Below are 13,211 nucleotides of genomic sequence, written 5' to 3' on the forward strand. Positions count from 1 at the left end.
GTTTTAATATTTATAAACGTGAATTTCGCACAGAATCTTTATTTATTGCAAGTTCTGTAATTATTCTTTCAGCCCATGTCTTAACTTCAAATTTATTTAAAAAACTTACAACATCAGCTTTTCCTTCGAGAAAGGCACAATCCTCCGGAGCTTCACCTCGCTTATTTTTTAAATTAACTTCTAATCCTTTTTCTTTAAGGAACTCAACCGTGTGAAGTTGCCCGCCGCGTGCGGCAAAATGCATAGCTGTTTCTCCATCCTCAGCCACAGCGTTAATATCTGCTCCTTTGTCTACAAGACGCTCAATTATATGGTTATGCCCGTCTTGTGCAGCATAATGGATCGGGGTTTCACCTTCTTCAGTTTTGGCATTAACTTCAAATCCTTTTTTTAATAAAAATTCTACTGTATCTTGATGCCCGCCTTCAGCAGCAAAATGTAAAGCCGTTTCATTGTCTATAGTTACAGCATGAATATTGGCACCATATCTTTCAAGAAGCTCAATTATATGGTTGCACCCTTTTTGTGCAGCATAGTGAATCGGGGTTTTATCCTCTTCCGTTCTAGCATTAACTTCAAGTCCTTTTTTTAGTAAAGATTCTACTATAAGTTGATTCCCACCCTTTGCAGCAAAATGTAAAGCCGTTTCACCGCTTTTGGTCTTAACATAAATACCAGCCCCGTTTCTTATTAGTTCATCTACCCTTTTTAAATCCCCTGCCTTTACAGCTTCTATGGATTGCTCATTAATTTTATCTTTCATTTTAATTTTCCAAAATAATAATATTATTTTTATATTTTTATAATTTATAAGCATATTACTTATACTTAATATTGTACTAGCTAGCTAGCTTGCATGCTAGTTAATTACTACACTTAATATAAATAGTAACCACAAAATTATTTAATAAATAAATAATTATTATAAGTAACCTATATAGCAATAAACAAAAGAATATACAAAGGGTGTTTAAGTATAATTTATAATAAATGTTCAAGAAAGGTATTCGGATATTGCAGCCGAAAACCCCAAAATCACCAGTACTTTGGAGGCGGGCTAATCCTCTTCAATATCCCAATTATACCGCTTAGTTTTGCCGGTCTGATAAAAACAGGTAACCTCTTCAATAAAGCCCTGAAAATCCCTATTCTCTTCAACTAGCCTATTTACAGTATCCCAATCAATTTCAATACGGCTCTTTAGCAGGAATTAACACCTGACTCTCTACAGGAGTTTTACTATCAAGCAAGATAAAGCCGATTCCGTGTAGTGCAGAAAGAATCTGCAATTCACGCTTGGTATCGGAACCTTCCAATTCCGCCGCTACCAAATAGCCATAGTTAGCCCAGGAAGAATTAGATACTGCCTGAAAGAATGCCCGGCGAACATTTGAACGGTTGATGAGCAGCTTAACTTCAAATGACCACAATTTGTTTTTTTTATCTAAATGCGCCATCTCCCTTTGAGGTATTGATGCACAGAAGAAATCAGATTCTGCTTCCTCTATTTCGGCCTGATCGCTTTGAGTCGTGTAGTAATATTTGCGGGGTCGCTCTTCTATGGTTTTCAGTTTTGCATTTCATTTCTGCATGTGCTTACGCCGCGCCCCGATTTCTGCGATAATTTGCTGGATTAATGCTTGATCATCATCAAGCTTATTAACAATTGCTTTACTGCGCTCCCGTTTGGCCTCGCACTCATCAGGATAGATTTCAAATATCCACTCTGCAATATCCCGGGCAATAAACTTCTGCCCAGGATGCTTCGATAGGTACTCGATGATTTTTTTACTTAAATCCAGATTCATATTCTTACTTTTTAGGGTTCAAGGACAAGTAATCCTATCAATTTATCAAAAAATGACAATAGAAAGCAAAAGTTTATAAGTCATATTACACAAAACGGAATAAATCTGATTTGGTGTTATATCCTTAATACCATACAGCACATTAGTTAATGTTAATAGCAATTCATTTTATACAGAGCATAGAAAATAATCAAACTTTAGTAAGATAGAGAAGGAAGATATTGCTGAAAGCCGGATTTTATGTGGTGGAGACAAACGGATTCGAACCGATGACCCCCTGCTTGCAAAGCAGGTGCTCTACCAACTGAGCTATGTCCCCATATGCTTTAAAACTGCTTACTTGCTTATAAATATGTTTTTATAAAAAAGCAAGCATAAAATGGAGCGGGAGAAGGGATTCGAACCCTCGACCCCAACCTTGGCAAGGTTGTGCTCTACCCCTGAGCTACACCCGCATGTTTTAAGCAAATGCCAATATAATTGTAAAATTAATAATTGCAATAGTATTTTTAAAATTTCTCATCCTGGATTGTTTCTTCAGGAGTTATAGCTTAAGAACCACTAAAAAAGTTAGGGTTTTTAAATATAAATTCAGATTTATTAATCTTAGTATTAGTTTTTATATTATTAAATATAATTTCTATTTCCTGCCCGCTTTCATCAATCACATCAACTTCTACTAACTTTATTTTATGATTATCATCACGTTCAAACTTAAGTGTCAACCCGGCTATAGCTGATTTTTCGTAATCTTTGTTCTTCTCTGAGATAACAAGTTCGGAACAATGCTTGCCTGCCGTATATTTCTCAACATGCACATCTTTTGCAAGGTTGATTCTTTCTTTACTTAAAAAGTGAGCAAGTACGGCTTTGGTTGAAATATAACTAGCCTCCTCCAGCTCATAATCATAATATACTATATTTTTTCCGTTACTGATAACAAGTGCTTTTTTTGGCTTTAAGTATTCCCATTTCATCTTGCCTGGCTTTGATAATAAAAACTTACCTTCTTTAATTGTACCATCGCTGCCATATTGCTTAAAATCAGCGCTAAACGTTGTAATTGAGTTTAGATAGTTTTCAACTTCAATAACGGGATCAGCAGCTGCAAACATTATATTCGGGATTAGCAAAAAAAAGATAAAAAGAAGTGATTTATTATACATATGACTTTCCTTATATTTCTTGTATTTTAAAACGTTAAAAATTTATTATTTTATGTTACAGTAGTATAATAAGTGAACCCAACTCAAATATTCAAGTGGTTATTAGGGCTTTTAAGATATTAAGTAAAATTATTTTCAGCTTAGTTGCTTTAGCGGCAATATTGTTGTTTTCAACTTATATTTGGCTTGCAACCGGTTCAAAATCCATACCATTCGCTGCAAAATATGTTTCAAATCAAGCGACCAAATTAGTACCTAATGCAAAATTTAACATAAAAGAGTTAAAAGCCGGCCTTAATAAAAAAGACTATAGCATATATTTTGATATTAATAACCTAAACATTACTCTATCAAATTATGACCCTTTTGTTTTAACTAATACAAAGATAAAATTCCATCCGGCTGGTTTAATCCCTTTCACCAAGCAACCGCTGGTTAATTTAGAACTTTCACTTGATAAAATTAACTTTGCTCCTTTAAAAAGCGGAAATCAGGAGTTAACCAAGGATATTCCGGTAGACTTAATTGATAACTTTATTTTAAAAAATAAAAAGAGATTAAAAAGATTTAATTTCATACTTCTTAATACCAGCTTCACATTCATAAAGAATAATAACCCAATTACATTCAAGGTTGAAAAAGCTTCATTTAGTCCGGTAAAAAGTGGTAACACCCTATTACTTAGAGCAAAAGTACAAGCAAAAATAAATAAGGAAAATATTACCATTAATTCTTTATTTAATACTTCTTCTAAAAAAGAACTTGTTATCTCAGGAGTAGTTAAAGGGATAAGTTATAAATCTCTTAATGAGCTTGGCTTTGGTACAAAGATACTTAACAATGCAGATATTAAATTAGATTTAAATTTTAAAGCAATAACTACAAAGTTTAATACCTTTGATCAACTTAACTTTAATATTAACAGCACTAAAGGCTTAATCAACCCTAATCAGGATTTTACCACACCGGTAATAATAGATAGTTTAACAATTTTAGGAAAGTGTTTAAACAGCTGTAGCACTATTGAATTTGAAAGGCTTAAGATTCTTTTCCAAGGCAATCAAATTTTAGTAAGCGGGAAATTTACTGATAACATATTAAGTATAAATACAAGCACCAGCAAAATTAACTTAGAACAAGTATTAAAACTCTGGCCGAGAACCTTATCTCCTAAGTCATATACTTGGCTAAGCGAGTACTTAAAAGCGGCAGAAATAAAGGGAGTTAGCGCACACTTACATTTTAACCTCGAGGATTTGGCAAACGGAAAAGATTTAAAAGATGATAGTTTATATGTAACATTTCCGATTGAAAATGCAGCTTTACAATATCCTAAAGACTCCCCTTTAATAAGTAATATTGACGGCATAATAGATATTTATCCAAATAAAATTGATATAAAAATTAAAAATGGAAAAATACTTTCTTCCGAACTTAAAGATTTTGATATTAATATCAATGATCTTATCGGCAAAAATACTATGCTTGATATTAAAGGTAAATTAATCGGTTCAGTTCAGGATTCTATAGATTTAGCTTATATATACTCTAAAAAACAAAACTCGGAGTTTAAAAACTTACAGGGCAATATAATTTCTGAATTAGAAATATTAATCCCACTTATAGGAGAAGAAAATAATAAAAATTTCAATCTTAGCGTGGCTTCTCAAATATCCGACCTTAAAACTGAAGTATTTAATAAATACCCGATTTCTAATGGGTTATTAAAAGTAAATTTAAAAGATAATATTCTACTTATAAACGGCACGGCGGATTTTGCTGATAATGTTCCGCTTATAATCAATCACGAAGAGTTTTTAAGCCCAGAAGATACTAATAAATATATTAGTAAAACTAAGGTAGAGCTGGCACTAACTAAGGATTTTATTAATAAACAGGGGCATAGTATCGGTAATATTATTGCAAGCAATAATAAAATCCCTGCTAATTTAGTTATCACTAAGGATTTAAACCAGGCAACCAGTGCAGAAATTGAAATTAATTTAAAGAATAACAGCTTAAATATTAGTAAAATAGGAGTTAAAAAGAGAATCGGAGATCCGGGTTTTTTAAAATTAAAATTGGATAACATAAATGGCGAATATAAAATTAAAGATTACAAACTAAGTATTCCAAACCTTACCAGCGAAGGCACAATTGAAACAGACCAAGACTTTAACATTGCAAGTGTAAATTCCAATAAAACAATTGTAAAAGGCAGCTCATTCGGTTTTACCTATAAAAACTCCATAAAGTCCGATTACTTACTTTTAAGAGGTAATGAGGTAAACTTAAGTACCTTAGATTTTTCTAAACTTTCCGAAACATCAAACACTAAGCGAGATAAACCATTTATATTTGAAAGTAAAATAAGGAGGTTGGTGCTTAAAAACGGAGTAATTATTAATTCTCCGGCATTTAATGCAAAATGCACCCAAAGCAGCTGTAATTTCTTTAGTTTAAACGGAAGTTTAGGAAATAATGAAACAATAGAAGCAAGCCTCAATTATCCCATTCTTAATATACAAACCTCCAATGCCGGTAAAATTATTGCCGCATTCGGTATTTCATCTAATATAGAACATGGGTCATTGAAGCTGACCGGAACTTATTCACAAAAAGATACCCTTACGGGTAGTTTGAATATAACTGATTTTAATTTAAAAAATGCTCCTATCTTTACTAAGCTACTCTCAATATCCTCACTTACGACTGCATCAGGAATTATTAATATTATGCAAGGTAAAGGCGTATCTTTCGATAAGTTAAGCTGCCCATTCACTTTTAAATCCGGGATTATAACCATAAATAATTGCGTCCAGAAAGGTGCGGTTTTAACTATTGTTACCGAAGGCACTATAGACTTAAACAAAAAATATATTGATATTTCAGGCACATTAGTTCCTGCAAATATTATTAACTCTATTGTTGATAACATTCCACTAATCGGTAGCACCATCTCAGGCGGCAAAAACTCAGGAATTATAGGCACTAAATTTGCTTTAAAGGGTAGTTTAGAGGGTGAAGGCCCTTCTCCCTCGGTAAATCCGCTCTCTATATTAACCCCCGGATTTTTAAGAAATATATTTTAAGATTTGCTCTTTAATTATTGATTTAACATGATATATTGCCTACGCGAAAATAAAATATATGAGTAATTCATGAAAATAATTAAACTGAGTAATGACGATAAAGTCCTCTCTTTAAAACAAGCACTTTATGCAACGGAACCTTTGCATAAAGATGCACAAGAAAAATATGAAGCTTCCACTGCACTTATCTCTCAGGCTATCCTGACATCTGCAGCCTATATACTCACAGTTATTTCAAACCAGGTTAGCTTAACTTCAAGCTTTGTTAATAGCTTTGTACTTAATTCAGCTGATCACTTAAGCGGGATTAGTAAATAAATTGATACTATAAAACTTTAAAATGCTGCTTAAAATTTATTTAAAGAACTAAGCAGCATATACAATTACTCATTAGTCTTTTGTTCTAAGTTTTTAGCTTCTTCCTGATACCTCTTTAGTTCCTTTAAGTTTTGTGGCAAAGGCGGTACATCTTTTAAATCGGGGGTAATCTTTTTATTTTCTTCCATATCCTGATCGGTAATCACCGGAGTCTTTAACTTACTTAGTTCATTCACTTCATTATTGGAATCAGCTTTATTATCTTCAACTTCAGCTGCATTTGCTTCATTAAATTTAAAAATGCCGGATGCTTTTTTAGCATACTTTTTAAAGAATTCTTTAAATGAAGAGGTTGGCTTATTTTGCTGCAAGCAATACTCATCAAATTCAGTCTTTTCCGGATAGGGGTAAAATATCACCTCTCTGTGGTTTATTCCTTTATTAATAGGAACTTCTCGGGTTTCTTCATATCCTATATTATTAATAGTTACATCATTATTTACAACTTTAGGTTTTCTAAACTCTGAACTAGGGACATTAGGTTTTGTTGTTACTGCGGCAGCAGAAGGGGGCGGCAAATCATCCGCAAAGTCATAATAGCTATAACCCAAACTCGAGCTACCTCCCTGCTCCGTTATATTTAAATCATCGTCGGGTAATGATTGATTGCTTGTATCATAATTTCCCTTCGGTACTCTCTTAACTTCCGTCGGTGCTTGCTCTATATCATTTTGCTGTGAAGAGGAGCTATTATCTTCACCGCTAAAAAAGCTTTTTGTTTTTCCTACCCCACCCTTAAAGAAGCTCATAATAGAAGATTCCTCACCTTTCTTCTTAGTTTCAGTGTTTTGGTGCTGCGTAACTGCGTTATTTCTTTCGACCTCAGCACTATATGATCCGCCTAGAGGATTCTTATAAACCCCGGTAGTTTTATTAATAGGTTTAATTCCGGGATTAGTTGAATAAAATCCGTTTGCTCCGATATCAGTAGTAAAAGGATTGTTTTTAGATTTTTTAGATAGGCCGCCGTTTTCAACAAACATATTATCCCTAACCGGATGGCGTTTTATAAATGATTGTTTTCTTTGCGGGTGCTTATTATTATACCATGGATTAATCGCGCTAGAGCAACCCAAAAGCGAAAGTGTGCATGATAGCACTACCAACCTTGGTAACAACTTTATTATAGCGTGACTCATAGTAAAAACCCCTGTAACAAATGATAACAAATATTATCCAAGATACTAATATGATTTATTTCTGTTATCAATTAATTTTACTTTATTACTTACTTATAAATAATTGACTAATGGTTGCTTAACGCTTATATGTAATAAAACTTCTTATATAAGTATATATTTCTAATATTTAAGAGTAATTACATGGCTTTAATGCAAGTTATAAAAGAACCAGATCCTTTACTAAGAAAAGTTTCAAAACCCGTCCAAAAATTTGATGCGGAGCTTACAAATTTTATTGATGATTTAATTGAAACCATGTATGAGGAAAAAGGCATGGGAATTGCGGCAATTCAGGTAGGCAAGCCGATTAGAGCATTAGTTGTAGATATCCCAATTAAAGAAGAAAAGAACCCTCTTGTTATAATAAATCCTAAGATTAAATTTTTATCTAAAGAAACGGTAATTTTAGACGAAGGGTGCTTATCAGTAAAAAGCGACAATGGTACTTTAGTGAACGGTAAGGTTGAAAGACCTATCAGCATCACGATTGAATACCGGGATTTGCAAGGTAACTTTAAAAAACTGGTAATCGACGGCACAAAATCAGAATATGACTTATGGTTTGCAAGGTGCTTACAGCATGAGCTCGATCATTTGGACGGTATTTTATTTATAGATAAGCTTTGTACAATGCAAGATATTGCTGCCGTAAGTAAAAAAGAATGCATTAAATCCTAAGAGTTAAGCGGATTATTAAAAACTACCGCCCCGATTACACTTGAATAAATAGAAGTTTTAAAATACTATGCAAACAAAAAAGTAGTTTATGTCATTTAGTGAAAAGTTAGATAAAATTATTGGCCGTTTTGATGAATTGAATCAAAGATTCTTAAATCCGGACGCTATTCCCTCTGCTGAATTTTCTAAAATAGCTAAAGAGCGATCGGATCTTGAGCAGATCGTTCCCTTAGCACAAAAATACAGAAAAACCGAAGATGCAAAGCAAGAGCTCGAGCAAATGCTCAAAGATCCCAATCTTGACCCTGATTTTAAAGAAGTTGTCCAGCAGGAGATTAAAGATAGCACTAAACAGCTTGAAGATCTTACGCAAGAACTTAAAGTTGCTTTAATTCCGAAGGATGAATACGATGAGAAAAATGCTATTATAGAAATTAGAGCAGGAACCGGCGGAGATGAAGCTGCACTTTTTGCGGCAGTACTTTTTAGAATGTATCAAAGATATGCTGAAAAAAACCGATGGAAAGTTGAGATATTATCAGCATCGGAAACTGGTTTAGACGGATACAAAGAAATCTCTGTTTCTATTACCGGTCGAGGCGTATTTGCAAGACTTAAGTTCGAATCAGGAGTGCATAGGGTGCAGAGGGTTCCGGAAACCGAGTCAAGCGGAAGAATTCATACTTCAGCTGCAACAGTTGCCGTTTTACCTGAAGCCGAAGAGGTTGATATTCATATCGAAGAAAAAGATCTAAAAATTGATGTCTTTAGAGCAAGCGGTGCAGGAGGACAGCACGTAAACACAACCGATAGCGCAGTCAGGATCACCCATATACCTACCGGGGTAGTCGTTACCCAACAAGATGAAAAATCTCAACATAAAAACAAAGCAAGAGCCTTAAAGATACTAAGATCAAGGCTATTCGAAGCACAAAGGGAAAGAATCGAAGCTGAACGCTCAGCACTTAGAAAGGGGCAAGTGGGAAGCGGAGACAGGTCGGAAAGAATCAGAACTTACAATTATCCGCAAAGCAGAGTAACAGACCACAGAATAAACATTACTTTGTATGATCTGAATAAAGTTACCAATGAAGGGTTTATAGATCCGTTTATAGACGCATTAAATGCTGAAGACCAAGCTGAAAAACTCTCTGCCTCTGAGGATTAAAAAATGAGTAAGGAATTTAATACTGCAAATGGTCATAAATTCCTTAACATTAGTTGGAAACTATTATTAATTACGTTTTCCATCTCTTTAGTCGGAGTTGCATTGTTATATTCTGCTGCTAACGGCAAGATGGAACCCTGGGCAATTAAACAACTTTATACAATTTTGTTTACTCTTCCGTTAATTATTCTTTTATGCTTAGTTGATACATATTTAATTTTTAAATATGCATATGTCTTTTATTTCATTTGTCTCTTTTTATTGGTTTTAGCTGAGGTTCTCGGGCATAAGGCAATGGGAGCACAGAGATGGTTAAAACTAGGTTCCTTAAATATACAACCTTCCGAATTCGTTAAACTTGCTATCATATTATCATTGGCACGCTATTTTCATACCTTGCATTCGAACCAGGTAAGCAACTTTAAATCTCTTATAATTCCAATATTAATTTTTTACTTCCTGTGATTCTTGTTTTAAAGCAACCTAATCTCGGTACTGCGGCAATAATTATTATGATTTCTGCTGCGATTTTTTTTGTTTCCGGAGTGAAGATTTGGAAATTTGCTCTGGTCATTATAGCGGGTTTAGGTATTCTGCCGGTTATTTGGCAGTTTATGCATGATTACCAAAAACAGCGTGTACTCACTTTCCTTGAGCCGGAACGCGATCCTTTAGGCGCAGGATATAACATTATTCAATCTAAGATTGCAATCGGATCGGGCGGAGTATTAGGCAAAGGTTTCTTACAAGGCTCGCAAAATCAACTTAGCTTCTTACCTGAAAACCAAACTGATTTCATATTTACTTTACTTGCCGAAGAGTTCGGCTTGGTTGGCGTTGCTATATTACTTATTATGTATTTTATAGTTAGCTTATATTGTTATTACATATCATTTAATTGTGACAGCCATTTTTGCAGGCTTGCTTCAGTCGGAGTTGCAACCATGCTATTTGTTCATGTGTTTATTAACATAGGAATGATTTCGGGTATGTTACCTGTAGTCGGAACTCCCCTGCCCTTTCTTTCTTACGGAGGGTCAAATTTGATTGCCTCATTTTTGGGTATCGGGATTGTGCTTAATTCCCAAAGTCATAAAAGTTTAAAGCTTACTAAGTCATTGTAAGACTCCTTATATATCAAGCATATAAAATTTCATTGCAATATCATTTTAATCTATTACGCTGATATACTTATTGTTAACGGGGGAGGCTAACAATGAGTAAAATTTTCCAAAGGGAATCTATTGTAGATTTACCAACCGATGAATCTTTACACCGTATAAGCATAATAAGAAAGCTAATCGGTTCTCTAAACGTTATTCAACTTGATAAAGATTTACAGGAATTTAAAGATTCATTCCAAAGATTAGATATTTTACTTGAACATTACAATGTACAAGATCTAATCGAAGAAACTATTAATTTTGAAGCAAATTTCCATGATGGCTCAATGGAAAGAAAGTATGAATGTATTGATTATTTAGTTTTAAAGGGCGCAAAATTAAATGAATTAAAATATGTTTTTGACAACTTAAATATCTATGAAATTCAGCTCTTACTTGATAGAGGATACCCTCAAAATTTAGCATTCAAAAGCATTTTTGAAATATTAAATCAACAGGATAGCCAGGAAGAAATCTTACATAAAGCGAAATCGTTACTAGACCACCTTATACAAGATAATAAAGAAATAATTAATGAGCTGGATCACAAATCATTACCGGACAACCTACCGAATGAGTTTATTCACCTTCTCATCGAAAAAGGACTCGATTTAAAAGTAATATTTGCTAAAGCATTGTTTAGTAATCCTGAAAATGGTTTAGAAATACATGAGATACAAAAAAAATACTTTGATATCGCGTTTAAGCATAAACCGGATATTGATAATACCTTTTATGATTTAAGTTTATTCAATCTTACAAATATTAATATTGCTGCTGTTGAATATTTGCTTAGCAATGGGCTATCACCCGATGCACTTACTAAAACAATAATTAATTGTTTAACTATAGAAAATTATCTTAACTATGATTTGGGCTTACAAAAAGAGTTTGTAAAAGAATTACTTGAGCTTGCTTTAAATAAAGGTGTGGAGATTAATTATACAAAAAAGAATAATTTTTTAATTGAAGAATTTGCAGGGCTGGGTGAATATGAGCTTCTTGACTTAGTTCTTTCCAGAGGCACGGATAATATACTCTCTATCTCTGCTTATATTGAAAGCTGCTATTCAATTACGGCTTGCATGGAAATACAAAAAAGGTTCCCTGATACTTATTCAGAAAAAGAAATTTACCAATATTTAAGGGCGGAGGGCAAATCAAATTCCGAAACCGGATTATTTTTAGACAAATATAATTTAACCAAAGATTATTTTAATTACCAAAATGGTTTTGAAAGCAACCTTAGCGATATAGAAATTGCTATAATCGAATCGCAAAATATTACCGCGCACGCAATAGAAGAAGCTAAGCCGATTAATAAATACGGCTTTAATTTATTGCATATCGCTTTGTTAAATCGAGACTTCGCCCTAGCCAATAAACTAATAGAAATGGGGGTTGACCTTACTGAAGCTAATAATAATGAGGTATCCGGAATTCTAATGTTACCGAGAGCTTATGACTCCAGAGGAGTTGATGAGAAAGAAGTAGAAAAAATATACGATATAATTATGGCTCAATATAAAGACATTGATATTATACTTTCTAACGGAGAGAACGTTATAGATCATTACCTGAGCAACCAGGCACACAAAGAACTGGTAATAAATAAATCAAAAGACCCGTTATTTTATTTCTTTAAAGAAGATTCGGATCTGTTTTTACCTTCACAACAGACTGATAAGACCCACATAGCAATTAGCCACGGTGAGCATTTTTGGTCAACTGGCATATACGCATTTGCAAGGCTGGTAATGAAAAAGCATTCCGATGTAATGTTCCATCTGGTTACTAAAGAGATGCTGGAAAGCGGGGGAGATGAATTTGTTAAGCAATTTGACGGGTGGATAAACCCGGGCGCAGGAGACAGTTACCCGAAGCATCTTAATGAGTTTAATATAACAGACTGGCAACCGCAGTATGAAATTGAAGAAACTTATCAATTAGCACTAGATAAAACCTCCTTGTACAATATTCCCTATATGGGCATGTGTGCAGGAGCGCAACATTTTATACTTTATAATAAAGGATATTTAAGCCCGTTGAATGATTATGACCATGGTCGACATGAAATTTCATACCTTAAGGGAACGCTTGCGCACTTCCAGGCGATGACTTCACTGGAACAACAGCAAGCTCTCTTAAGTTGCGAGTTTCCGGAGATAAAATTTATGGGCGACACTGCTCACCACTTTGCGGGAGTTTTAAATAAGCTTGGAAACGATATTGAGCTAGGTGCAATTTCAGAAGATGAGATACCGATGTCATATGCTCATATTAACGGATTAAGCTATGCTACGCAATTTCATCCCGAACATTATTATAATATTGATAATGGTGAAGGGGCTGTAAATTACCAAATGGTTTGGCTGGATAATTTTATAAATTTAAGCAAAATGCATCATCAGGCTGTTTACAATAATGAAATTTATCCTGAAATTTATATGAGTAAAATTAAGCATAGGCTTAAGGAATGTAATAATCAAAAAACAAATATTACTCAAAATGAACAGCATGAACAACCATTTAATATTGAAAACACTGAGATTTTGCACTTAATAAGTTGGTAGCAAA

At 33.8% G+C, this 13,211-nt stretch carries 8 protein-coding genes, 2 tRNA genes and 2 pseudogenes; 6 read left to right on the forward strand and 6 right to left on the reverse strand.

The window, feature by feature from the left end; genetic code table 11:
• Window positions 1-10 precede the first annotated feature (10 nt).
• The 5 genes and pseudogenes from I862_RS01050 to I862_RS01070 all read right to left on the reverse strand — a co-directional run bounded on the left by I862_RS01050 (window position 11) and on the right by I862_RS01070 (window position 2,974).
• Entirely contained in the window at window positions 11-763 is a 753-nt protein-coding gene (locus I862_RS01050; protein ID WP_158499238.1) for an ankyrin repeat domain-containing protein, read from the reverse strand.
• A 294-nt stretch (window positions 764-1,057) separates the two neighbouring features.
• Window positions 1,058-1,808, reverse strand: a pseudogene (locus I862_RS08790) (HrgA protein).
• Window positions 1,809-2,051: 243 nt separating this feature from the next.
• Window positions 2,052-2,127, reverse strand: a tRNA-Ala gene (locus tag I862_RS01060).
• A gap of 61 nt (window positions 2,128-2,188) precedes the next feature.
• Window positions 2,189-2,263 (reverse strand) — tRNA-Gly (locus I862_RS01065).
• Between the two features lie 96 nt (window positions 2,264-2,359).
• A complete protein-coding gene (locus I862_RS01070; protein WP_038537946.1) occupies window positions 2,360-2,974 on the reverse strand; it encodes a LolA family protein in 615 nt (204 codons plus the stop codon).
• Window positions 2,975-3,069: 95 nt separating this feature from the next.
• On the opposite strand from I862_RS01070, the gene I862_RS01075 reads away from it, so the two are divergent.
• A complete protein-coding gene (locus I862_RS01075; protein WP_038537949.1) occupies window positions 3,070-6,066 on the forward strand; it encodes a YhdP family protein in 2,997 nt (998 codons plus the stop codon).
• Between the two features lie 69 nt (window positions 6,067-6,135).
• Window positions 6,136-6,384: a hypothetical protein gene (locus I862_RS01080; protein WP_038537952.1), complete on the forward strand. Its 249-nt coding sequence runs from the start codon at window positions 6,136-6,138 to the stop codon at window positions 6,382-6,384.
• 65 nt (window positions 6,385-6,449) lie between these two features.
• On the opposite strand, the gene I862_RS01085 is transcribed toward I862_RS01080, so the two are convergent.
• Window positions 6,450-7,583, reverse strand: a complete 1,134-nt coding sequence (locus I862_RS01085; protein WP_148299459.1) for a hypothetical protein — start codon at window positions 7,581-7,583, stop codon at window positions 6,450-6,452.
• Between the two features lie 183 nt (window positions 7,584-7,766).
• Between I862_RS01085 and def the strand changes: the two genes are divergently transcribed.
• The 4 genes and pseudogenes from def (at window position 7,767) to I862_RS01105 (ending at window position 13,207) form a co-directional block, all read left to right on the forward strand.
• Window positions 7,767-8,303, forward strand: coding sequence for a peptide deformylase (def, locus tag I862_RS01090; RefSeq protein WP_038537958.1), 537 nt, complete (start codon window positions 7,767-7,769; stop codon window positions 8,301-8,303).
• 88 nt (window positions 8,304-8,391) lie between these two features.
• On the forward strand, window positions 8,392-9,471 hold the full coding sequence (gene prfA, locus I862_RS01095; RefSeq protein ID WP_052646287.1) for a peptide chain release factor 1: 1,080 nt from the start codon (window positions 8,392-8,394) through the stop codon (window positions 9,469-9,471).
• A gap of 129 nt (window positions 9,472-9,600) precedes the next feature.
• Window positions 9,601-10,595: pseudogene (rodA, locus tag I862_RS08500) on the forward strand (rod shape-determining protein RodA).
• A gap of 92 nt (window positions 10,596-10,687) precedes the next feature.
• Entirely contained in the window at window positions 10,688-13,207 is a 2,520-nt protein-coding gene (locus I862_RS01105) for a gamma-glutamyl-gamma-aminobutyrate hydrolase family protein (protein WP_038537962.1), read from the forward strand.
• Window positions 13,208-13,211 lie beyond the last annotated feature (4 nt).

It is taken from the genome of endosymbiont of Acanthamoeba sp. UWC8 (genome assembly GCF_000730245.1).
Taxonomy (GTDB): Bacteria; Pseudomonadota; Alphaproteobacteria; order Rickettsiales; family Midichloriaceae; genus Jidaibacter.